We start from the raw sequence: 20,873 nt of genomic DNA, 5'->3' as shown, positions 1-20,873 counted from the left end.
CGATTCGCCATGCCATCTCGATGTCTCGGTTCCGCCTGGGTGCGAATCGGTTGTTTGACCCTTGCTTTGTTCGCCTCCACCGCTCGTGCGGAAGAGTCTTCTCTTTTGCCCGATGAGCAACAGTGGATCGAGGAATTCGAAACCGCGCGGATTGCGGGCATTGCCAAAGCGACTCCCTCCACCGTCATGGTGTTTGTTCCAGGAGGCGGTGGTGGCGGAAGCGGTGTTTTGATCACCCCAGACGGCTACGCATTGACGAACTTTCACGTCAGCAGCCCAGCGGGCACGTACATGCGATGTGGCCTCAGTGACGGCAACGTCTACGATGCTGTGGTCGTTGGCATCGATCCCGTGGGCGACTTGGCCCTGATTCAATTGCTGGGGCGAGATGACTTTTCGACCGCCGAATTTGTCCCCAGTCGCTCCGTCCAAGTGGGCGATTGGTGCTTTGCAATTGGCAATCCCTTTTTGCTGGCGACCAACCTGCAACCGACTGTCACCGCGGGAATCATCAGCGGCGTGCGACGCTATCAATACCCTTCCGGAACGCTGCTGGAATACGGCAACTGCTTTCAAACAGATGCCTCCATCAACCCCGGCAACTCCGGCGGCCCGCTGTACGACAACCAAGGGGACCTGATTGGAATCATCGGGCGAGCCTCGTTTGAGAAGCGCGGCCGCGTCAACGTCGGTGTTGGCTATGCGATCTCTGGTGACCAAGCCCAAAACTTCCTCGGCTGCCTACACAGCGGTCGCATCGTCGATCACGCCACGCTGGGTGCCACCGTCGGGACGGACGACGACGGCAGCGTTCGCGTCACCAACATCCTCAGCTCCAGCGACGCTTACCGTCGCGGCCTCAGGTACGGGGACGAGATCCTGGAAATCGACGGGCAAGTCATTCAAACCGCAAACGATGTTCAAAACATCCTGGCGACGTTCCCGGCAACGTGGCGAATTCCGATCACGTATCGGCAAGACGGCGCCAGCGTTGAAACTCTGGTTCGATTGGCCAGCGTTCACCGTGGATCGGAACTGCTGGAGAAAATGAAGTCGGCATTGCCACCACCACCCCCAGCCCCTCCCAAACCTCCGACGCCCCCAGAACCGGGCGACGAAGCACCCGAGGGCACCGATGACAGTGATCCGCAGGAAACTCCGCCGCAACCTCACCCCGATCAGTCAAAGGAAACACTCAAGGACGCGGCAGGAGAACCCATCCCGGATATCGCGACCAAACGAATCGAGGTGCGGGAAGGCTATGCAAATTACTTCTACAACGAACTTCAGCAAACGAAATTCATCGAGCGTCTTCGCCGACAGTTTGCCAAGGCATCCGCAGAAGAATCCGTGTGGCAGATCCGTGGCAAAACCATTCCCGTGGCCGTTGATCAGCCACCAAGCGACTTTCAACTGACAATTGGTGACGGACAATTTCAATTGAAAATCGGCGACGATGTTCAGCAATTGTCTCGCGGTGATGAACTCCTTCGCGTGGTCGATGAACAACGCGACGCAGGCATTTTGGCCTGCCTTAGCGCACTCCAACGCATGCTGCGTCTTGGCCCCCAACAGTTCGGTGAAACCTATTACTGGGGAACCATGCCGCTGGCGGGACAACGCCCGCTTCGCGACACCGTGATTGGCATCCATTCCGATTTGGAAACCCGTTTCTTGCATCACCCCGAATCCGAACGCTTGGAAGTGATCGAATCCATCGCTGGCACGGACACCGATCCCGCTGAGCTTTGGTTCGGCGTGGATGACGACGGGCTGCCTACCACCATGCAACTTCGCTACGGATTGATGACCGTGCTGAACTTGCAAATCGAAGATTGGTCCGTCGAGCAAGCCGACAAGCCCCAGGCTGCTCCCATCAATGGAGATGCATCATGAACTGTGTTCCTGAATCCGTACGACACGTCACTCGAGCACAACGCGTCACTCGCCGTTCAAGTTGGACGCTGATCCTCCTCGGGTGCATCACCTGGTCATTCACCACTTGCGTCGCCCCCGCCAACGCGTTCGCCCAGCCCTCGATGGCCAGGCCTTCCGATCAAGTCCAACCGAAAATGGTCAAGATCTACGGAGCCGGTGGGCTGTCTGGATTGGAAGCCTATCAAAGCGGTTTTCTCGTTTCGCCAGCAGGCCACATCGCGACAGCATGGAGCTATGTGTTGGACGTGGATCCCGTCGTCATTCTTCACGACGGTCGACGATTTGAATCTAAAATTGTGGGCTTCGAACCGGCTCTCGAATTGGCGGTGCTGAAGATCGAAGCCGATGACCTCTCGTTCTTTCCAATCCCAGAATCCAACCAAGTCTCCTGGGGCGATCCCGTGCTCGCCGTCAGCAATTTGTTTGGGATCGCAACCGGCAACGAACCCGCCAGCGTGATGCAGGGCCGCGTCGCCGCCAAAACCAAATTGGATGCCCGCCGTGGGACCTTCCAAACCCCTTATCGCGGTGAAGTCCTGCTGCTCGATTTGGTTGCCAACAACCCGGGCGCGGCCGGCGGAGCCCTGATCAATCCCGAGGGCGAATTCCTGGGAATGCTTGGCAAAGAACTTCGTGATCGCAAAACCGGTGTCTGGTTGAACTACGCCATTCCCGCCAACGTCCTGCGCCAGCCCATCGGTGACATCCTGGCCGGTCGAAAGACAACCCTGCCCGATGATTCCGATCCCGTGCTGCCCCGCGAAAAATCGCATTCGCCGCGCAGCCTCGGCATCGGCTTGATTCCAGACGTGCTTGAAAACACCCCCGCCTACATCGACTTCGTTGACAAAGAATCCGCTGCCGCTCGTGTGGACCTTCGCCCCGATGACCTGATCGTGCTGGTCAACGGGCGCCGGGTTTCCCACCAACGTGCGTTTCGCGATTTGCTGAGACGGATCGACCGACGTGACCAAGTCGCCTTGGTGGTTCAACGAGACAACGAAATCCTTGACTTGGTACTGCGCCCATGATTCGCGAGATTCCCTTGGCCCCCCCGCTTCGTCCAACCGTTTTCCTTCGTTCGTTTGCAACGGCGCGATCGCTCGTGCTGGTCGCGTTGTCGTTCTGCATCGCAGGCGTCTGCCATGCGCAGGCTCCCTCGTCGGCACGTTATCAAAACGTCTTGGCCAAAGCCGTCCGTGGGGTCGCTCAAGACGCCTTGCCTGCCGTCGTGACCATCGAAGTCATTGGCGTCATGCAAGCCGATGGAGAAGTCCGACAAGATGCACCGACATCAGGTGTGGTGATCGACGAGATGGGGCACGTCCTGACCTCTTCCTGGGTCACCGGTGGCGACTCGGCCAGCATCATCGTCAACACACCCAGTGGAAAACGATACCCCGCGACAGTGGTCGCCCAAGACGAACACCGTGACCTGGTGCTGTTGAAAGTGTCCTCCAGCGACGAAACCTGGCAACCGATTGAATTCCCAGCCACCGATCAAACCATCGACCAAGTCGGGGAAACGATGGTCGCGGTGGCTCGCTACGGCGAAGCCAACACGCCAATGGTCAGCACAGGAATCCTCTCCGCAGTCGGTCGTCTCGATGGTACCGCGATCCAGACCGATGCCCGCATTTCGCCTGCATTCTACGGCGGTCCTTTGATCGATTTGAAAGGCCACTTCCGCGGGATCGTGATCCCAGCGGTGGGCGAGGGTGGCGCCGAAGAATCAACCGCCTGGTACGACTCCGGAATCGCGTTCGCAATCCCCAGTTCGATCATTGCCGAGAAACTGGACCAACTGCGTCGCGGAAACAACATCCAACAAGGCTTGCTGGGCTTCGTCGTTGCAGGCAGCGATCCGTATGCCGAAGGAACCGAACTGAGTGTCGTTCGCAAACGTTCGCCCGCAGACAAAGCCGGCCTGAAAGTCGGCGACCAAGTCCAAACAATTGGCGGCCAAAAGGTCACCCGGCGGCAGGAAATCAAACTTGCCCTGGGCCAATTCGATGCCGGTGATGACGTTGAAATCACCTATCAGCGAGATGGCAAATCACTTTCAACCATCGCGACCATGGTCGCCACCATCCCACCACTTCAGCCCCAATTCATTGGCCTGATTGCAACCGATGAAGTCATGCCGGAATCCAACGAAGCGGATTCCGTCGTCGTCCAAAGCGTCTGGGATCAGTCGCCCGCCGATGGCGTTCTGAAACCAAACGACCGACTGATTCAACTGGATGGTTCGCCAATCTTGAACACCAACGCCCTGCGACAACGTCTCTGGGCATCCGAACCTGAAACCGCAATGGAACTGACCATCGAGCGTGAAGGCAAAACACAAACGGTCTCGATCGATCCGCTGACGTTGGACGGTCCACTCGACCGCATCCAAGCCCACCAAACGTCGGACAATTCAGCTGCAGACGATTGGAATGTGGAAACGTTGCAGTTGCCGGACATCACCAACACCGCAGCGATTTGGTTCCCCCAACCAGCAGCCGACGCAGCAACCGCTTCGGATGAAACCCCGTCGACACCGTTGGCGCTGGCAATTGTGTTGGCTCCCCCCAAGGACCGCGATCCTTCCACCATGCTCGATCCCTGGAAAGACCTGGCTCGCCAGCACCGCGTCGCGGTGTGCGTGATCTGCAGTGATGCCGACGACCAATGGCGTCCCAATGAGATCGACGCGATCACCAAACTGACCGCGGCCTCGCTGAAGCAATCCGGTGCATCACCGTCCGCCGTTTCCTTGATCGGCGGCGGTGCGTTCACGATGGGCGAGAAAGCCAACCCCGCTGACTCCATGGCGTTGGGCGCATCGCTCTCGACGGAAAATGTGTTTTCAGGGGTGGCCATCTCGAACGAGACCGAACCGCCCGCGATCCGAATTCGAAAGGACGGGCCCCCGCGATTGCTTCGAGTCCTGATCCCCAGTCCGCCAAACTCCGAGATGCCCTTCTGGGCCGCCACGCTTCGACGAATCGGGTGCCCGTTGCAAACCACACTCACGCTCAACCGTGACCTGTGCCTGCAATGGACCCGATCGCTGCTTACGATGTGAGCGACGAAAAAGATGACTGAAGACCAGATTGCGCGCAAATTGGTCCGCCCGTTGGGCTCTGGTTGAATGTCCCCCGAAACCAGAGAAAGCTCCAAACGATCCGCCAGTTTGCAAACGCTGAAACAGTCCCATGAACTTCACTCGAACAATCAGTCGCCGGCTCAAATCGACTCGGCAATTCGCCTTGATTGCCGCCGTTTCACTGGCTCCAGTCTGGGGTCTTCACACTTGGTCGGGAAATTCCGCGAGCACAACGATGGCCCAGAACCTCAACGTTCCCTTGCCAACATTGGGCGGAGCTCAACTGTGGACGGATCATGACTACAGAAGCGGCTACCGGATTCAGCAAAACGCGGTGACCAAACACTGGCGGCTTCTGGATCCCAATAACATTCGCCGAGCTTGGGGCAGTCGAGCCGATGTCGACGAAGCCCTCCACGAACTGCAGCCTGATGTCGTACCGCCCGGCGAGCGACCGATTGTGGTTCTGTTGCACGGTTTGATGCGAACGGACAAATGCATGAAGCCACTGGAAACCAAACTTCACGCCGAAGGATTTGATCAAACGATCCGGTTTGGCTACGCCAGCACCCGCGGCTCACTGGCCGAATCAGCCACCGCACTGCGAGAAGTCCTCGAACACCAATCGCCTGATGCCCAGTTCGCTTTCGTCGGCCATAGCATGGGCAACATCATCACCCGGCATCTGATCGGTGACCTGCAAGCCGACGGTGACCCCGGCAACTTGCTGCCGCGAATGCGATCGATGGTCATGCTGGGACCGCCCAATCAAGGCGCCGCGATTGCTCGACGCCTGGCTCCGACCGGCGTGTTTGGATTGGTCGCTGGCCCCGGTGCGATGGAACTTGGCACTCGTTGGTCCGAGGTGGAATCCAAACTCGCGACACCATCGTTTCCCTTTGCGATCGTGGCAGGAAAGGTCGCAACGCCGATCGCAAATCCCCTGGTGGACGGCGAAGGTGACTTTGTTGTCAGCCTCGAAGAAGCTCAGCTCAAAGGAGCCCAGACGGTGCACCAAGTGCCTGTGCTGCACTCCTTCCTGATGGAAGAACCTGCGGTGCAGGACTGGACAATCGAGTTCCTCAAGAACCACTGATTCACCGGCCGACAACCGATCGCATCAGATCCGTTTCTCGCCCCAGAGTTTCAGCAATTCGACGAGGTGATTGGCGGAGACAACCATCTCATCCAGGCTTGCGAATTCAAGCACGCTGTGGATGTTGTGCTGACCACTGGACAGGTTCGGTGTCGGCAAACCTTTCTCCGTCAGTTGACTGCCGTCGGTGCCGCCACGCACGATCGCCGTCTGACATGGCAGGCCCAAATTTTCGAACGCTTGCTCAGCCAAAGTGACCGACTCGGGCAGCTTGGCCAATCCATCGGCTAGGTTTCGATATTGTCGTCGCACGTCACACTGCAGCTCAATCCCCGGCCAGGCCGCGGCAGCCTGCTCGGCCAACCCCCGAACCTTGTCGGCGTAAACGGTCAATTGCTCGCTATCGAAGGATCGCAGGATCAATTCCACGCGAGTTTGACCGACACCGCCAACGATGTCGTGCAAATGAATGAAACCGTCGCGGCCATCTGTGGTCTCGGGAGTTTCCGATTCGCGGGGCAGGGAGGCCGCAAAATCGGATGCCGCCCGCAGTGAATTCACCATCCGATCTTTCGCGATCGCAGGATGAATGTTGTGGCCCCGAAAAATCAACGTCATTGCATCGGCAGAAAACGTTTCCACATCAATGATGCCTTGGCCGCCACCATCGACCGTGTAAGCCACGGTGGCATCCAGTTTCTGCAGATCCAGCTTGTCTGTGCCACGGCCGATTTCTTCGTCGCACGTCATCACAACGCGAACTGGTCCATGCGGCAGATGCGGATTCTCCACCAACGTCTCAGCCAGTTCCATGATGATCGCCACGCCGGCTTTGTCGTCGCCACCCAGCAACGTCGAACCATCCGTGGTGATCAACGTGTGACCGACCATTTTCTCGAGATCGGGGCAGCCAGCGACCGTGATGGCATTGCCGCTGGACAGCGGAATGTCACCGCCTGAGTAGGAAGAGATGACCTGAGGATTGACCGCCTCACTGGGCGCCTCCGGCGAGGTATCCATGTGCGCCACCAACGCCACGGTGGGTGCCTGACCCTCAATGGTGGCCGGCACCGTTGCGGTCACAACCGCGTGCTCGTCCAGGACCACGTCAGTCAATCCCATCTTGGTCAGTTCATCGGCCAACATCGTCGCCAATTCACGCTGGCTTTCGGTGCTGGGGTAGGCTTGCGACTGCGGATCAGCGGCGGTGTCGAGTCGGACGTAGCGAAGAAAACGTTGCAGCAATCGGTCTTGGTTGATCATCGGACGCGAAGTCCCTCAATTCGAAACACGGCCATGTGGGAGGCTCCGTCGGGGCCTTTGCCGCCGGGGTAGCGATACTTCTCAGTGTCCAGCACAAACTTGCCTTCCACCATGACAGGGCGCGGCACGAAGTCGGTTGTTCGGCCTGGCTGCATTTCAATCATCACGCAGTCAAACAAGGCTGCACCAGGACCGAAACAGCATTCCAGGTTGTCACGCACCAAGACAAATTGGTCGATGTCAGTTTCTTTGTACAACGTGCTTGGCAACATGTAGCCCCGCAACCGCACCTTGCGACCGTTCAGAAACTTGAGCTCCTTGGTCAATTGCTTCTCGTCGAAGACCTGGCCCTTTTCGATGTCGAACGTCAAATCGTCAAACGAAATGTCTCCTTTCGCTAGGTCCGCCAGGCTGCTCTTGCGAACCTCCACTTTCTCACGCCCGGCGGCATCCCCTCGCATCGCAGCGCGGCGTTGTTCAATGATCGATCGAGCTGTCGCGGAGCGTTCCTTTTGCGTCGTGGAATCATCCGCGGCAGAAACGGTTGAAAACACGCCTCCGATGGCGAGGCATCCCACCATCCCCATCGACCAAATTCTTGAATTGAGTTTCATCTGACAAGCATCCATCGTTCGTGGAAGAAAATTGCGGTGCCGGTCGCCTGCAATGCCGCGCCCCATCGTACCAACCTGTGCCGCAGATCCCACAACAGCAATTCGCGATCGCGAGCCAGTCCGATTCGTACTGGCTATTTGTACTGGTCGACGCGCATCTTGTAGAACATCGCGTTTTCAAAGTCATCTTTGCTCTGTGGAACACGATTGACCTTGAAGGTTCCCGCCAGCTTGCGTTTGGTCAGCCCCGCTCGAACCGCTTCGCCCGGCGGCAAGGTCACTTCAATCATGTCACTGCTGCGGGGATCCCCGCCAAAGCAACAGGTTCCAAGGTCGGGCACCAGCACAAACTGACGAAGCATCCCACTGCCACTGCTGGGGTGGATGTACCCCTTCAGGAAAATGGCTTCCCCGTCGATCGACAACGCATCTGCCGTGGGCTGATCTGGCCCATTGGGCTCTCCCTGCAATTTGTAAAACGCAACGCGTTCGTAGCCCTCGGGAACCTCGGTCAAATACGTGTAGGTGTGGAAACCAACGCCGCCCAGAAACAGCAGGGCACAACCGGCCACACCTAATTTCGCGACACCCGCGCCGCTGTATTCATCAGGAAAACGGCTGATCGCCCGGAGCGCAATCACCCCCGCCAAAACGCCCGGCACCGCCAGAATCAGCATTGGCGAGAACGTCGGCATCAACCCGGGCAACGACAGCAGCAAGAAAACCAACGACGCAATCGCGCCGCGGTTGATGGCTTTGTAGGGAAACTCAGCAGCGTCTGCGGCCCCTGAAAACTGAACTTCAGCGGACATAACTGGAAACCAACCGATCTTAGGAAGACAAAATCAAAGCGAAACGATCCACGACCGTCTCGGTCAAAAAAGAGAGTGATACCCGGTTGCTACGACGGAAAATGCCAGTGGGTTCAGGCCGGCAGTCACCTCGAGGCTTCCGCCCCCCCAAACTGCTCAACCGAAGGCTTTTCTCAACATCGCCACCACCGAAGCGAAGATGTTCTGAATCTGATTTGATTGTACGATGGAGCCGCGGCCAAAAACACGCTGAAGTTGTCCCCGAAGGGGCCTTGCGTAAAAAACATGTTCTACGACCAACATCGCTGCCAAGCCAGTCAAAATTGAGACAGTCATGACAACAGAGATCCCTAGCGATTTAGTCCCCTTTGTTCAACGAATGGTCTCCGAAAAGAGATTCCTAAACGAATCCGATGTGCTTGCGGAAGCGTTGCGTTTGTTGCAGGCAAGGGAAACGCTTCACGCTGAAGTACGAAAGGGATTCGATCAGTTGGACGCCGGGAAAGGTATCCCGGCCGAAGATGTCTACCGACGTGCGGAAGAGCGTATTCGAGAAATTGAGAATGGGAAAGGCTAATGGCGAACGTCATCTATGCACCGGAGGCGGATGACGACTTATTCGGCATGGTTGAATACATTGCGAGGGACAAGCCGGAGGCGGCACGTGAATGGTCACGCAAGATTCGGGAGACGTGCGAAACGATTGCGACCCAGCCTGAAATGGGCGAATTGCGGCCAGGACTTGGAGTGCCAGGTGCCCGTTCATTCAGCGTCGGCAACTACGTGATTTTCTTCCGCGCGACCGAACGTGGCATCGAGGTGTCTCGCGTCATTCACGGCAGTCGTGACATGCGAAACATATAGGTCGCACAACGGAAGGTTTTGGCTCATCCGACGGAAGCGTGCGCGGTACCCTGACTTCAGGTTTTTGGAGGGATTTCTCCGATGCCCGAAGTTTGAACGGACCATTTCGAGGCGTTCGAATTGAGTTGCCAAATGAAGCGGAAGCAAGCTCTGCTGAGGAGCAACTTGCCCAGGAATAGCTTGGTCTCCGATGCGCCGAAGGTGCTTCGCGGCCCACCGGCATGCCGGTGGGTTGTTTTCAACACGGACGCCGTCCAGCATTGAACATTCGGACATCGGTGCATGCCTTGAAAACCTCGGGCGCACCCTTCCGTCGGACGGAAGGTTTTTACGACACCGCCCTGAACGAAGCAGTTGACTCTGTGTTAAGAGAGATTGTACCAATGCCATCCCACGTGACCAACCAAGGAAGGCGTGCCGCAGGCCTAGCGTACAAACCATGTTGGGCGGAACCTACGCGCCGATCAAGCGATCGTACTCAGCGTGATTGCCGATCCAAAACCATAGAAGACCGTCGTCGGTCTCGACAGCGAGTGCACGGAAGTCTCGCCCAACGCGAGCAGACCGAAAACGGCCGACCTTTTTGAAGTGAAGGGACGGATGCTTCGGGTCAGCTTTGAGGAGTGCAAAAGTTCTTGTCGGCCAGCGATCGAATGGTATCCGGAAGTTGCTTGTAGCAATCCCAGAATGCGGGGCTTGCAAAATGACTCATAGCGGCGACGATCTGCCAGCTTTGTGGTCGCGAAGCGCCGCGTCAGCAAGCGAATCCAATCGCCCGTCGCGAGCGTCGGTTTCGATGCGTTTGTCAAACTGTGCGGAATCAAAGTCCAGAAACCACTCGCGGAATTTCGCAAGTTCATCTGGGGGCAATTTCGCGATCGTGTTTTCAAGTTCTTGAAGTGACATAGCGGATAGCCATTCGAGCGGTGCCGCCCAACGGAAGTTTTTTACGACACCGCCCTGAACGAAGCGAACGATATCTGAACTACCAGAAATTGTACCAACGCCAGCCCGCGTTGACAAAAATGGAAGGTGTGCCGAAGGCCTAGCGCAAAAACCCTGTTAGCCGCCCGCCGCGACAGGGTTAGAGATGGCACCAAAGATATCGCCATTCGCAGCCAGTGGCACCGGCGAGTAAGTCGAGAAATTGATCGGTAGGTGCAGCCTCGCCTTCGTAGATTTGCTGAATCGTGATCCAGTAACGGGCAAACCCGGCGACATGTTGCCAGTTGAGATTCGGGATTGTGCATCCGTGGCCGCAATCAGGGCAGTTAGATTGTGCATTTGTATCGTGCCAAGCGCCAATCAAATCACCCCAATCTCCAAGCGGATTTGCACAGACGGGACACAACGGATCGCGGATATTACAACCGCACGTCACGCCCGTTTCATCCGACGAAGACAGCTCGATTTGCACAAAGTTTCTGCTGCCCTGCGGAGGCAGCTCTGTTAGGCCGTCAGCAGAGGGTTTGAGTTCGATGACGTTGTGAGTGCGCTCAAAACGGATAAGGTCGAAGAACGAAGTTCCGGGACGAAAGCGGACATCGCCGAAATAGTCGAACTCATCGCCGAGAAAATCAAGGAGACGCAGTTGGTCGGCGAAATCGGGTGGCGGTCTGAACGCAGGGTCAGCCGGATGCAGAGATAAAGCATGAATCGACATGATCTCGGAGCGGCTATTCGTCTGGTGGCCGAAGTGCGAAGTCCAAAGCACGTTGAGACGCTGTCGACAGAGCCACACGCTCGACGCCGGAGAGGGTGGCGACGTACTACGGAAAGCTCTCCATTTGCTTGCAGGCGAAGTCGGGGTCAATGTCCGATTCGCTAGAGCAAAAGAGGAATGTGCGAAAGTAGGTCAACGCGATGTCAGCAAGAACATCCATATTCGTTTGATTGAGTCGCACAACGGACGGTTTTTACGACACCGTCGCAACCGAAGCGAAGGTGGTTTGATTTAGATTTCATTGTACAATGAGATCGAGTCCTGAACCAAGTCGAAGGTGTGCCCGAAGGGCCTCAGCGTAAAACCCATGTGATGTGCCCCGGCCCATTGGAGTGAAGCCATGAATCTCAACCTGCCGAGCGAAGTCAACGATTTCGTGAAAGGTCTTGTCGCCCAAGGAAGATTCACCTCTGAGGAGGATGCCATTGTCGAGGGCGTAAAGCTGTTGATGGGACGCGAACAATTGCGCGGTGAGATTCAAAAGGGTGTCAGTCAATTGGATGCCGGTGAATTCTGCGACGAAGAAACCGTGTTCAATGAGGTCGAAGCCGAGATTGATAAGGCAGAAGCCGAACAGCAAGGAAGCTGAAAACATGCCGAGACTTCGGTATTCTGCGAAATCGAAAGAAGACCTCAAGCAGATCGCTCGATACATCGCACGCGACAAACCGGTCGCCGCTCGACAATGGGTGCAGAAGCTGCGGGAGAAATGTCGCTTGGTGGTCAAGCATCCTGATGTGGGCGACACGCGTCCGGAATTCGGCGATGGCATTCGCTCCACGTACATTGGCAGCTACGTGATATTCTTTCGGCGAGTCGAAGGATTCTTGGAGATCGTCCGCGTCATTCGAGGCGAAGTTGACGACCCGAAAATCTAGGGGCACATAACGGGAGGTTTTTACGTCACCGCCATGAACGAAGCGGTTGACTCTGTGTTAAGAGAGATTGTACCAATGCGAACGCCCGCTGCCAAAGAGCGAAGGTGATCGGGGAGCGACTATCGTAAAAACCATGTTAGCTGCCGCGGTCAAGCAGAGAAACGACGCTCGTAGGCAAGGAAGTCGTCAAACGTACCATCGGATTCGACCGTCGGATGTTCAGCATTGATCTCCGTGCGGCCAAGCCAAGAGAGATGGACGACAGTGAAACGCATTTGGGAATCACGATACCAGCAGAGTATGTCGTCAGTCCCTTCGCGATGTGCGACCACGTTCACGGCGATAGTGTCGAGCAGGTGTCCGGGCGGCAATTCGCGTTGGAACTCGGCGGCGAGCAATGCGGCGCGTTCATCAGTGGTGACGAACCCGCCATCGGGCAGCGAATCGTGAAACGGTTTGAAGTCAGGGAACACTAACGGCGGCTAACGGAAGGTCTTTACGACACCGCCTAAAACGAAGCGAGCGACTTTGAGTAGGTAAAATTGCACCAAGGCGAACGCCCATTTCCAAAGAGCGAAGGTGATCGCGGAGCGACTAGCGTAAAAACCATGTTGGCCGACCTATGATCTGCCGAGTGAACCGATCCATTTGTCAAAGAATGCACGCTGGTCAGCCACCGAAACAGGTTCATTATCATCGCCAGTGTCGAACATGTGTATCAGGTCGCCCATCAGAGCCTGTTTGCCGAGCGTTAGACGGTAAAGTTTGACGCCACCGCCCATGCTGCGAGACATGCCGGCCGGAAATGCGAGACGATGAGCGGCGTAGCATTGCGGGAGCAAACCAAGCGGTTCGAGTTGCTCGCGGATTTGGCAGAACGCGTCAAAGAAGTCATCACCAGTCCCAGTGAAGGCGTTGCCGTCAAAGGACAGTTCGATGAGTGAGTCGTCAGAATCGTCGTGAAGGCGGACAGCACCGATCTGCGGCGAGCGAGTGTCCGAAACGAGCATGACCTTGTAGTGTTCCATTTGTAAACGCTAGGTCGGCCAACGGACGGCTTTTACGACACCGCCGCCACCAAAGTGTAGATGGTTTGAACTTGGATTAGGTGTACAATGGAAGCGAGGTCTGCACCACATCGAAGGTGTGCCCGCAAGGCCTCTGCGTAAAAACCATGTTGTGTGACCCGGCAGCCCCGGTTGGAGGTATCCATGAATGTACAGCTTAGCCCCGATTCCATGCAATTTGTAGAGGGTTTGGTGGCGTCTGGGCAGTTTGAATCTGCAGAAGCCGCAATTGCCGCTGGCGTGCAGCTATTGAAAAGCCAGCAGCAGTTGCGAGCGGAAATTCAAAAGGGAATTGATGAGCTAGACGCGGGGCAAGGAATCGACGGAGATGTCGTGTTCAGCGAATTACGAGAACGCGCTAAGAAGGCGATGGAGTCAGCCGAGTAATGCCAAGGTTGATAATTGCACCGTCCGCACGGCGGGATTTGTCAGACATTTACGATTACATCGCGCGAGACAAACCCATTGCGGCGGCTAATTGGGTCGAGAAAATCGAAGGGAAGTGCAAGCTTATCGCGACAACGCCCGAATTTGGAGAACGGCGGCCTGAGTACGGTGCCGACATTCGCAGCAATGTGGTTGGTCGCTACGTGATATTCTTCAGGCCGATCGAGAACGGTATCGAAGTCGCAAGCGTCATCGCTGGTGATCGTGACATCCGTTCACTCTAGGGTCACACAACGGAAGGTTTTTACGACATCGCCGCAATCGAAGCGAAGATGTTCTGAATCTGATTTGATTGTATCATGGAGCCGCGGCCAAAACCACGCCGAAGATGTCCCCGAAGGGGCCTAGCGTAAAAACCATGCTATCCGCCCTCTGCGGTCTCCATCTCAATCAGTTCGATAACAGAATCAGCAACAAGCTGGTAACTCTGCTTGGTGTAGCCACCGCTAAGAACCATGATTGTAGGAATGTTGCGTTTGCGTAGCTCGCGAACAACAAATAGGTCGCGTTCGCGGATAGTGTCCGCCGATATACTGAGGCCTCCGAGTGGGTCGCCCGCGAAAACATCGGTGCCCGCATTGTAGATGGCCAAACCGATGGGCGACCGCCCCACGGAATCAAGAAACCCCGGCAGCCGATTATGGAGTTCGCCCATGTATTCGGAATCCGTGATCGAACTGTTGATACCAACATCACAATCGACCCGCTTCCGCGCATCAACATCGAAAATCGGATAGATGCGACAGTTGAAAATATCAAAAATGAAAACGCGATTGTCGGACATGAACGTGTGGCAGACGCCGTTGCCTTGATGCGCGTCGGTGTCGATGTACGCGATTCGTGAGTCATCAGCAATCAATTGTTGGGCACGCATCGCAGCGACGGCGATGCCAATATCCGCGTAGATTGAGAACCCCTCACCGTGGTTAGGTTTGGCGTGGTGGTATCCACCGCTAAGATTGACAGCAAAGCCGTGTTCCAGCGCGTTGGCTGCGGCGAGTATCGTGCCCCGCGTTGCCCACCGCATCGGCCGGAGCACGTGCCAGTCAATCGCCCAACTTGGAAGACGCCGAACCGGCGGAACCTCAAGTGCACCAGCGACGTATTTTGGATCGCGCAATCGAGTGAGATAGTCGTTCGAGTGAACCAGCATCAGTTCATCGCGGGAGGCTGCACGTCGCGGTCTCACATGAAGCCCGGAGAGCGATGAGCCAAAGTGGCGACGAAGCAATCCCCAAACGCGGCCGTATTTACGCGAGTCAAACGGGTGAAGACGTTCGAGGCCGTAGAAACCAATGTTGTAGTGTCGAGAATAGACGATGCGGGGCATACGATTGTATTCGGGTGGACACCACTAAACTTGGAGCGGATAACGGAAGGTTTTTACGACACCGCTTCTCCCTGAAGCCAGAAAGCGTCGCAACACAAAACAGTTTACCAAAGGATTGCCACGTTGCCATAGAGGCGGTGTCCGCGGCGTGGCAAACCCAAACGCTTCACCGAAGCAAATGACGTTGCAAACCGAAAGACGCTCCAACGACGAAGCCGCGGCTTTGCGTAAACACCATGTTCAAGTGAGCCGCTTTGCGGCGGGGTTGGGGTGGAGACTGCTTCGGTGATTATGGTGTCCCCTGTCTTTCACTTCACTCCCTCGTCAGGAACTCGACGATGACTTCAAAAAAAGGCCACGCTCACTCGCTTTCACTCTGACCTCGCCAAGCGGTTTCGAGAAGACTTGCTGCTCAGCGGAAAGCAACCCAGCACCATCGCGTGCTACCGCAATGCGATCGCCCACTTGGCTGAGCACTTCGCTTGCTCCCCGGAAAAACTCTCCGAAGCACAGGTCCGGCAGTATGTCTTGCTGCGAAGACAGCAACTGCAGATCGGTTCGATGCGGCCAATCGTCGGAGCATTGAAATTCTTCTTTCGTGTGACCGTTCCTCGCGACTGGCCCACTCTGCAAGCAGTCCGCTTACCCAAGTCCAACACGCTCCCAATGGTCTTGGTACCCGAGCGATGCTGGCAACTCATTGACGCCACCGTGGCGTCCCATCTGCAAGTCATCTTTCGAGCCATGTACTCCTGCGGACTCCGTGGCGTCGACGTTCGCCACTTGAGACCCCAAGACGTGGACGCCGATCGAATGATGCTCCGCGTTTGCACCACCAAAGGACACCGGCAACGCGAAGTCCCACTGCCTCAAGCTACCCTCGATGCGTTTCGTGCTCACTGGGCAACCCATCGCAATCCAAACTGGTTGCTTCCGGCGACGCAGAGAAACACTCCGGCGTCGAAGGCTGACCAACCCATCAGTGCCAGGACGATCCAGCGTGGGTTCACGAAAGTCACCGAGTCGCTGGGCTGGCAAGACTCCGGATTGACTCCGCACACACTGAGGCATTCCTACGCCACCGCGATGCTGGACGCCGGAGTCAACCTCAAGGTTCTGCAAGGCTACCTCGGACACAAGAACTTGCAAGCAACCGAGGTCTACCTCCACCTGACACGCCTGGGTGACGAAAGAGGCAGGCAGATCGTCGCTCAGATCATGAACGGGGACGTCGCCGAGCAAGGCCTTTCACGAAAGGCGTTTCAATGGTCTTGAAACGCTATGGCGACCAGTACATCGCGAAGCATGGAACACGAATGACCGCCCAACAGAAGAAGGTCCTGTACGCCGCCATGATGAGTGCGGCAGCTCAGGCACTTCAGCAAGCAGCGACCAACCCGCGACATGTCGGTGTGAACGAAACGGGATTCACCAGCGTGCTGCACACGTGGGGACGTGACCTGGTTTACCACCCGCACGTTCACGTCGTGGTTCCCGCCGGCGGCATCGACGCTGGCGGCGTTTGGCAAAGCAGTCGCGCCAGTGTGTTCGTGCCCGAGCAGATTCTGGAGAGGTTGTTTCGCGGAAAGCTGAAAGACAAACTGCGATCCGAATCGTTCTTTGATTCGATCCCCGATGATGTCTGGAAGGGACGCTTCGTCGTCGACAGCGAAGCGGTCGGCAGCGGCGAATTCGCGGTCGCGTACTTGGCCCCCTACGTGATGCGAGGTGCGGTGTAACCGTTCACCAGAACCATTGTAGGCGCGGGCTTTAGGGTATTGGGTTTACTTTGCTTCCCAATGGAGCCCCCCATGACTCGAGTCGAAACCGTGAAGCTTTGGACGGAGCGTCTGCAACGATTTGAACAGGCTCAGATGACGGTCGCTGAGTTCTGTACCGCCGAAGGTGTTTCGCAGCCTTCTTTCTACAATTGGAAACGCAAGCTGCGTTCGGCACGGGATCCGAAAGCCTCCGCCGTGGCCAAGTTTGTGCCCGTCTCGTTTCAAGCCACACCGGATCGCCCCACTCCTGCTGCGAATCACGCCAGCGCGACGATTGAACTTCCCGGTGGCGTCCGCATTCGTGTCGAAGTACCGACTGATTCTCCGCCGAATCCATTGCGGAAGGATCAGCCATGATCGGATTGCCCGGCAATAAAGTTTCAGGGGGCACGCCGATCTATCTGTGCACCGATCCAGTCGACTTTCGAAAAGGCTTTGATGGTCTGACCGGAATCGTCACCACGTCGCTGGGCAAGAGCGTCACCGACGGTTCGCTGTTTCTGTTTGTCAATCGAAAGCGAGACCGCATCAAAGCCCTCTGGTGGGAGACTGGTGGATTGACCTTGTGGTACAGACGGCTCGAGCAAGGCACCGTTGAGCTGCCAACGTCTCCATGCGATCAATCGCATATCACGATCGATTCGGTCGAGCTCGCGATGTGGATCGCTGGCGTGTCACTGAAATCGGCCAAGACAAGACGCAAGCGAATGAAAGTTGCTTGATGGGAACACTTTGCATCCAGGGTGCGTTTCGTATAATTGCGCACCATGGATGCGAAGCGATCAACGAACGTTCAACCGCCCAATGACATCGAGTCGTGTCACCGCATAATCGCAAGCCTAAAATCACAAGTCGAAGAGCAAGCCCACTCGGTACTCGAGCTGAAGAGCCACAATGACAAGCTCGAGGAAAAGAACATCGACCTCCAGCTGAAGGTCGACAAGCTGCTTCAGCAACTCTTTGGCAGACGGAGTGAACGCCGCGTCGACGGCGACGGCCAGCTGTTTCTGGACCTCGGCGATGAAGCGACTCCCGAAGTGGTCAGTGCACTGGAAGAAGCCGTCCGGGAAGCGGAGCAGGTCGCCCAAGACGCTGAGGAAGAAAAACAGAAACGACGTCGCAAGCAGCCTGCCAAAAATGACCGTAAGTTCCCCGAGCACTTGCCGCGAATTGAGCGGATCGTTGACCTTCCCGAAGCTCGACGTGAGGGATTGAAGCTGATCGGCTATGACGAGGTCGAAACGCTCGAGTGGATTCGGCCCGAACTTCGTGTTCGCGTTAACAAGTACGCCAAATACGTTCAGCCGATTGAAAAGAATCGTGCCGAAGAAGGGCCGGCCATCATCAGCCCCGAGCGTCCTACCGGACTGGTCGCAGGGGATCGCTTCGACGCATCGATCGGTGTCGAAGTCATCGCTTGGAAGTACTTCTATCACCTGCCGTTTTACCGTCAGCAAGACTTGTTCGCCGGCAGCGGTTGGACGCCCAGTCGTAGCACGCTGGCGAATATCGAAACCTCCGTCGAGTTCGCGCTACGCCCACTGGCCGAACACTTGCGGTCGTTTCTCAAGACAGATGCTTGCGTGGGCTGTGATGACACAGGCGTGGTGCTGATCACGCCCAAAGTGATGCCCGACTTATCGAATCATCCACGCGCAGACCGAGTTGTCGAAGTGCTTGAAAAGGCCATCGCCTCTGGCAAGCCAAGCATCCAAGCGAACTTCTGGGGCTACTACGCATCGCGTCTTCCGGTGGTCGGGTTCGACTTCACGGTCAGTCGTCACCGTGACGGCCCCGATGATGTGCTGGCGGACTATGAAGGAACGCTGATCGGCGACTGCTGGTCAGGCTTTCAAAAGATCGATGTGCGCAGCGACTCGCGAATCACGTTCGCAGCGTGCTGGGCGCATGCGCGTCGCAAGATTGATGAGTGCCGCAGTGCATTCCCGATCCAAGTGGCGAAGCTGGAATCGCGGATCCGGATGCTCTACGACATTGAGGATCAAATCAAGGCTCTCGATGACGCGGAGCGACTGTCGCGGCGGCAAAGCCTCTCGCGTCACGTGCTGGGCTTGATCGACGAATACCTGCAAAGCGAAACGATGAGTTCACCCAAGGTGCTTCCCAAAAGCAATCTTGGCCAAGCGGCAGCGTACGTGCGTCGACACTGGGCGGCGCTGAATCGGTTCACCGAAGACGCTCGCGTTCCGATCGACAACAACGACTGCGAACAGTTGATGAAGCGAGTGGCGACAGGCCGCAAGAACTGGTTGTTCAAAGGCTCGCTGTCGGCAGGTGAGCGAGCGGCGAACTTGATGACGATTATCGGGACAGCGATTCGCAATGAATTGGACGTTCACGCCTATCTGGATGATGTGCTACGCCGAGCCCTGGCTGGCGAAACCGACTGGTCAGCGCTGAGCCCACCTGCCTGGAGAGACTCGCACCCGGAATCCATCTGCGACTACCGGCAAGACGAACGTCGACAAGCAGCCGACCGCAAGCGAGTCCGACGCGCCCGCCGTCGACGTCTCAAAAAATAGCCGTCAACGCACTAGGTCGAATGGTCCCGGTGAACGGTTACGGTGCGGTGGCCAATCGACGCGTTACGCAGTGCGACGAATTGACGTCGCTCGAAGAAGCCAACTTGACGCTGCAAGTCAAACGCAGCGGAACGCGTCAGTACAAGCCGATGCCGATGCGTGTGGAAGAGTTCATTCGCCGTTGGCTCCAGCACGTGTTGCCGGCTGGCTTTCATCGTGTGCGTCACGACGGATTCGTCAACGCGCGCAGCAAGCGATCCCTCGAGGAGGTTCGCTGGTTGGTCGCTGTCTCACTGGAGCGTCAATACGAACTGGCTTGCAGCCAGCAGATCGTGATGGCGGAACCGGTCGCGATGCAATGCCCCAGCTGCGGCGGCCCGATGATCAACCTGGGCTACATCCCCGCCACGACAACTTTGCCGCAACCAGCCAGAGCGCCGCCATGATCCAGATCGTCGCTCCAATAACACGTCGCTTTCAAAGTCATCTGATCGGTGACTCCGCTGCCCCTGCGCGCCCGTCACAATCACCTGACCCGAAAAGCATACCGGCACACGATTCCAACAGCCGATCAACGCCCTTGCCCGATTCAAAACACCGTTCTGAGTTTCCAGAGCGGCTGCCCAAACCACCGCGCCAAACCGAACCTCGCACGAAGCCCTCCGCCAGAGCACGCCGCAGCGGACAAAACCACTAGGGAACCATCGCCGGAGTGTCCCCACCACAAAGCGACTCGCCTTGAACAAGGATTTGGGTTCAGGCTCGTACCTCGCTGACCCCAAATCCTAAATAGTTGTCCGCCGCTGAAGCGTCAATCAGGTTGGCCATTCGGGTCAGAAAGATCATGGTCGGACTGCGAACCAGCGCAGGCCCAAACGCTACGCCACGCGCCATCGAAAGCCGCAACCCCAGAGACGGTCGTACCAAGTGGAGTCCAGAGGGAACGGCGTGGTAAGTACGCCATGATTTCACGTTCGTTATGCCAGAAACGTATGGAACGACGAATTGGTTCGATGGCATCCTCGTCGTGCTGGTCAGCATTGCCCCACGGTTGAAGCTCGGCCAACAGTTGAAGGTTTGTGTCTAGTTCGTGGATTTGCTCGGGTGTCGTATGGCGAATCGAGTGGATAAATGGTTGCGTCGTGATCCATTCGCCACGTTCAGCGTCGCCGTTCCGCGAGATAATGCAACGAACTTGGTGCACGTTGCGGCTAATAGGGAAGTATGCGGCAATTGCCACGTTTTCGGGTCGAAGCAGGTAGCGAGCGCCAGATTTGTGAGCTTTGAGACGTTGCGTCAAGGGAAACCTGCGGCGGACAACGGAAGGTTTTTACGACACCGCCCTAAACGTAGCGAACGATGCCTGAACTACGAAAGATTCTACCAATGCGAGCCCACGTGACCAACCAAGGAAGGTGTGCCGAAG

23 protein-coding genes and 3 pseudogenes are annotated in these 20,873 nt (G+C 56.7%); 18 read left to right on the top strand and 8 right to left on the bottom strand.

The window, feature by feature from the left end; genetic code table 11:
* Positions 1–9 precede the first annotated feature (9 nt).
* From PSR62_RS08920 to PSR62_RS08905, 4 genes are all read left to right on the top strand, one after another.
* Positions 10–1,896: a S1C family serine protease gene (locus PSR62_RS08920; protein ID WP_274407425.1), complete on the top strand. Its 1,887-nt coding sequence runs from the start codon at positions 10–12 to the stop codon at positions 1,894–1,896.
* The gene (locus PSR62_RS08915) at positions 1,893–2,969 is read left to right on the top strand and encodes a S1C family serine protease (RefSeq protein WP_274407424.1); all 1,077 of its coding nucleotides are present in this window, start codon (positions 1,893–1,895) and stop codon (positions 2,967–2,969) included. Before PSR62_RS08920 ends, PSR62_RS08915 begins: the two co-directional genes overlap by 4 nt.
* On the top strand, positions 2,966–5,008 hold the full coding sequence (locus tag PSR62_RS08910; protein ID WP_274407423.1) for a PDZ domain-containing protein: 2,043 nt from the start codon (positions 2,966–2,968) through the stop codon (positions 5,006–5,008). The genes PSR62_RS08915 and PSR62_RS08910 overlap by 4 nt, the downstream gene beginning before the upstream one ends.
* A gap of 130 nt (positions 5,009–5,138) precedes the next feature.
* A complete protein-coding gene (locus PSR62_RS08905) occupies positions 5,139–6,125 on the top strand; it encodes a lipase (RefSeq protein WP_274407422.1) in 987 nt (328 codons plus the stop codon).
* 24 nt (positions 6,126–6,149) lie between these two features.
* Here the strand turns inward: PSR62_RS08905 and pepT are convergent, their stop codons facing one another.
* The 3 genes from pepT to PSR62_RS08890 all read right to left on the bottom strand — a co-directional run bounded on the left by pepT (position 6,150) and on the right by PSR62_RS08890 (position 8,814).
* Positions 6,150–7,388 (bottom strand): peptidase T, encoded by a 1,239-nt coding sequence (gene pepT, locus PSR62_RS08900; protein WP_274407421.1) that lies wholly within the window; start codon positions 7,386–7,388, stop codon positions 6,150–6,152.
* Entirely contained in the window at positions 7,385–8,002 is a 618-nt protein-coding gene (locus tag PSR62_RS08895; RefSeq protein WP_274407420.1) for a DUF3299 domain-containing protein, read from the bottom strand. Before PSR62_RS08895 ends, pepT begins: the two co-directional genes overlap by 4 nt.
* Positions 8,003–8,136: 134 nt before the next feature.
* Positions 8,137–8,814, bottom strand: a complete 678-nt coding sequence (locus PSR62_RS08890) for a DUF3299 domain-containing protein (protein ID WP_274407419.1) — start codon at positions 8,812–8,814, stop codon at positions 8,137–8,139.
* 334 nt (positions 8,815–9,148) lie between these two features.
* Between PSR62_RS08890 and PSR62_RS08885 the strand changes: the two genes are divergently transcribed.
* Both PSR62_RS08885 and PSR62_RS08880 read left to right on the top strand, forming a co-directional pair.
* Positions 9,149–9,391 carry a ribbon-helix-helix domain-containing protein gene (locus PSR62_RS08885; RefSeq protein ID WP_274407418.1) on the top strand — a complete coding sequence of 81 codons (243 nt, stop codon included), beginning with the start codon at positions 9,149–9,151 and terminating at the stop codon, positions 9,389–9,391.
* Positions 9,391–9,678 carry a type II toxin-antitoxin system RelE/ParE family toxin gene (locus tag PSR62_RS08880; RefSeq protein ID WP_274407417.1) on the top strand — a complete coding sequence of 96 codons (288 nt, stop codon included), beginning with the start codon at positions 9,391–9,393 and terminating at the stop codon, positions 9,676–9,678. Before PSR62_RS08885 ends, PSR62_RS08880 begins: the two co-directional genes overlap by 1 nt.
* 708 nt (positions 9,679–10,386) lie before the next feature.
* Here the strand turns inward: PSR62_RS08880 and PSR62_RS08875 are convergent.
* Entirely contained in the window at positions 10,387–10,584 is a 198-nt protein-coding gene (locus PSR62_RS08875; protein WP_274407416.1) for a hypothetical protein, read from the bottom strand.
* 178 nt (positions 10,585–10,762) lie between these two features.
* Positions 10,763–11,341, bottom strand: coding sequence for a hypothetical protein (locus tag PSR62_RS08870; protein ID WP_274407415.1), 579 nt, complete (start codon positions 11,339–11,341; stop codon positions 10,763–10,765).
* A gap of 400 nt (positions 11,342–11,741) precedes the next feature.
* Here PSR62_RS08870 and PSR62_RS08865 point away from each other — a divergent pair, with 400 nt between their 5' ends.
* The 3 genes from PSR62_RS08865 (at position 11,742) to PSR62_RS08855 (ending at position 12,755) form a co-directional block, all read left to right on the top strand.
* Positions 11,742–11,990: a ribbon-helix-helix domain-containing protein gene (locus tag PSR62_RS08865; protein WP_274407414.1), complete on the top strand. Its 249-nt coding sequence runs from the start codon at positions 11,742–11,744 to the stop codon at positions 11,988–11,990.
* 4 nt (positions 11,991–11,994) lie between these two features.
* Positions 11,995–12,279: a type II toxin-antitoxin system RelE/ParE family toxin gene (locus PSR62_RS08860; protein WP_274407413.1), complete on the top strand. Its 285-nt coding sequence runs from the start codon at positions 11,995–11,997 to the stop codon at positions 12,277–12,279.
* Positions 12,280–12,494: 215 nt separating this feature from the next.
* On the top strand, positions 12,495–12,755 hold the full coding sequence (locus tag PSR62_RS08855) for a hypothetical protein (RefSeq protein ID WP_274407412.1): 261 nt from the start codon (positions 12,495–12,497) through the stop codon (positions 12,753–12,755).
* Between the two features lie 144 nt (positions 12,756–12,899).
* Here the strand turns inward: PSR62_RS08855 and PSR62_RS08850 are convergent, their stop codons facing one another.
* Positions 12,900–13,307 carry a hypothetical protein gene (locus PSR62_RS08850; RefSeq protein ID WP_274407411.1) on the bottom strand — a complete coding sequence of 136 codons (408 nt, stop codon included), beginning with the start codon at positions 13,305–13,307 and terminating at the stop codon, positions 12,900–12,902.
* A gap of 183 nt (positions 13,308–13,490) precedes the next feature.
* Here PSR62_RS08850 and PSR62_RS08845 point away from each other — a divergent pair, with 183 nt between their 5' ends.
* Positions 13,491–13,733, top strand: coding sequence for a ribbon-helix-helix domain-containing protein (locus tag PSR62_RS08845; protein WP_274407410.1), 243 nt, complete (start codon positions 13,491–13,493; stop codon positions 13,731–13,733).
* Positions 13,733–14,017, top strand: coding sequence for a type II toxin-antitoxin system RelE/ParE family toxin (locus PSR62_RS08840; RefSeq protein WP_274407409.1), 285 nt, complete (start codon positions 13,733–13,735; stop codon positions 14,015–14,017). The genes PSR62_RS08845 and PSR62_RS08840 overlap by 1 nt, the downstream gene beginning before the upstream one ends.
* A gap of 137 nt (positions 14,018–14,154) precedes the next feature.
* Here PSR62_RS08840 and PSR62_RS08835 read toward each other — a convergent pair whose 3' ends face one another.
* Positions 14,155–15,123 (bottom strand): histone deacetylase family protein, encoded by a 969-nt coding sequence (locus PSR62_RS08835; protein ID WP_274407408.1) that lies wholly within the window; start codon positions 15,121–15,123, stop codon positions 14,155–14,157.
* A gap of 393 nt (positions 15,124–15,516) precedes the next feature.
* Here PSR62_RS08835 and PSR62_RS08830 point away from each other — a divergent pair.
* From PSR62_RS08830 to PSR62_RS08800, 7 genes and pseudogenes are all read left to right on the top strand, one after another.
* A pseudogene (locus tag PSR62_RS08830) lies at positions 15,517–15,735 on the top strand (phage integrase N-terminal SAM-like domain-containing protein); the annotation flags it as partial.
* Positions 15,736–15,789: 54 nt separating this feature from the next.
* Positions 15,790–16,398: a tyrosine-type recombinase/integrase gene (locus PSR62_RS08825; protein ID WP_274408192.1), complete on the top strand. Its 609-nt coding sequence runs from the start codon at positions 15,790–15,792 to the stop codon at positions 16,396–16,398.
* Positions 16,389–16,859 (top strand): annotated as a pseudogene (locus PSR62_RS08820) (IS91 family transposase); the annotation flags it as partial. The gene PSR62_RS08825 and the pseudogene PSR62_RS08820, both read left to right, overlap by 10 nt.
* A 75-nt stretch (positions 16,860–16,934) precedes the next feature.
* A complete protein-coding gene (tnpA, locus tag PSR62_RS08815; protein WP_274407406.1) occupies positions 16,935–17,261 on the top strand; it encodes an IS66 family insertion sequence element accessory protein TnpA in 327 nt (108 codons plus the stop codon).
* On the top strand, positions 17,258–17,626 hold the full coding sequence (gene tnpB / locus PSR62_RS08810) for an IS66 family insertion sequence element accessory protein TnpB (RefSeq protein WP_274406308.1): 369 nt from the start codon (positions 17,258–17,260) through the stop codon (positions 17,624–17,626). The genes tnpA and tnpB overlap by 4 nt, the downstream gene beginning before the upstream one ends.
* A gap of 45 nt (positions 17,627–17,671) precedes the next feature.
* Positions 17,672–19,447, top strand: coding sequence for an IS66 family transposase (gene tnpC / locus PSR62_RS08805; RefSeq protein WP_274407405.1), 1,776 nt, complete (start codon positions 17,672–17,674; stop codon positions 19,445–19,447).
* A gap of 35 nt (positions 19,448–19,482) precedes the next feature.
* Positions 19,483–19,893: pseudogene (locus PSR62_RS08800) on the top strand (transposase); the annotation flags it as partial.
* A 365-nt stretch (positions 19,894–20,258) separates the two neighbouring features.
* On the opposite strand, the gene PSR62_RS08795 reads toward PSR62_RS08800, so the two are convergent.
* Positions 20,259–20,687 carry a hypothetical protein gene (locus PSR62_RS08795; RefSeq protein ID WP_274407403.1) on the bottom strand — a complete coding sequence of 143 codons (429 nt, stop codon included), beginning with the start codon at positions 20,685–20,687 and terminating at the stop codon, positions 20,259–20,261.
* Positions 20,688–20,873 lie beyond the last annotated feature (186 nt).

The organism is Rhodopirellula sp. P2 (genome assembly GCF_028768465.1).
GTDB lineage: Bacteria > Planctomycetota > Planctomycetia > Pirellulales > Pirellulaceae > Rhodopirellula.
This window is presented reverse-complemented; position numbering and strand designations above follow the sequence as displayed.

Bases quoted from the DNA above. Each gene is read 5' to 3' on its own strand.
- PSR62_RS08880 (WP_274407417.1), top strand. From the start codon at position 9,391: ATGGCGAACGTCATCTATGCACCGGAGGCGGATGACGACTTATTCGGC.
- PSR62_RS08855 (WP_274407412.1), top strand. From the start codon at position 12,495: ATGTTCAGCATTGATCTCCGTGCGGCCAAGCCAAGAGAGATGGACGAC.
- PSR62_RS08825 (WP_274408192.1), top strand. From the start codon at position 15,790: ATGGTCTTGGTACCCGAGCGATGCTGGCAACTCATTGACGCCACCGTG.
- PSR62_RS08915 (WP_274407424.1), top strand. From the start codon at position 1,893: ATGAACTGTGTTCCTGAATCCGTACGACACGTCACTCGAGCACAACGC.
- PSR62_RS08865 (WP_274407414.1), top strand. From the start codon at position 11,742: ATGAATCTCAACCTGCCGAGCGAAGTCAACGATTTCGTGAAAGGTCTT.
- PSR62_RS08835 (WP_274407408.1), bottom strand. From the start codon at position 15,123: ATGCCCCGCATCGTCTATTCTCGACACTACAACATTGGTTTCTACGGC.
- PSR62_RS08875 (WP_274407416.1), bottom strand. From the start codon at position 10,584: ATGTCACTTCAAGAACTTGAAAACACGATCGCGAAATTGCCCCCAGAT.
- PSR62_RS08905 (WP_274407422.1), top strand. From the start codon at position 5,139: ATGAACTTCACTCGAACAATCAGTCGCCGGCTCAAATCGACTCGGCAA.
- PSR62_RS08860 (WP_274407413.1), top strand. From the start codon at position 11,995: ATGCCGAGACTTCGGTATTCTGCGAAATCGAAAGAAGACCTCAAGCAG.
- PSR62_RS08895 (WP_274407420.1), bottom strand. From the start codon at position 8,002: ATGAAACTCAATTCAAGAATTTGGTCGATGGGGATGGTGGGATGCCTC.
- PSR62_RS08840 (WP_274407409.1), top strand. From the start codon at position 13,733: ATGCCAAGGTTGATAATTGCACCGTCCGCACGGCGGGATTTGTCAGAC.
- tnpA (WP_274407406.1), top strand. From the start codon at position 16,935: ATGACTCGAGTCGAAACCGTGAAGCTTTGGACGGAGCGTCTGCAACGA.
- PSR62_RS08850 (WP_274407411.1), bottom strand. From the start codon at position 13,307: ATGGAACACTACAAGGTCATGCTCGTTTCGGACACTCGCTCGCCGCAG.
- tnpB (WP_274406308.1), top strand. From the start codon at position 17,258: ATGATCGGATTGCCCGGCAATAAAGTTTCAGGGGGCACGCCGATCTAT.
- PSR62_RS08910 (WP_274407423.1), top strand. From the start codon at position 2,966: ATGATTCGCGAGATTCCCTTGGCCCCCCCGCTTCGTCCAACCGTTTTC.
- PSR62_RS08845 (WP_274407410.1), top strand. From the start codon at position 13,491: ATGAATGTACAGCTTAGCCCCGATTCCATGCAATTTGTAGAGGGTTTG.
- PSR62_RS08885 (WP_274407418.1), top strand. From the start codon at position 9,149: ATGACAACAGAGATCCCTAGCGATTTAGTCCCCTTTGTTCAACGAATG.
- PSR62_RS08870 (WP_274407415.1), bottom strand. From the start codon at position 11,341: ATGTCGATTCATGCTTTATCTCTGCATCCGGCTGACCCTGCGTTCAGA.
- tnpC (WP_274407405.1), top strand. From the start codon at position 17,672: ATGGATGCGAAGCGATCAACGAACGTTCAACCGCCCAATGACATCGAG.
- PSR62_RS08890 (WP_274407419.1), bottom strand. From the start codon at position 8,814: ATGTCCGCTGAAGTTCAGTTTTCAGGGGCCGCAGACGCTGCTGAGTTT.
- PSR62_RS08920 (WP_274407425.1), top strand. From the start codon at position 10: ATGCCATCTCGATGTCTCGGTTCCGCCTGGGTGCGAATCGGTTGTTTG.
- pepT (WP_274407421.1), bottom strand. From the start codon at position 7,388: ATGATCAACCAAGACCGATTGCTGCAACGTTTTCTTCGCTACGTCCGA.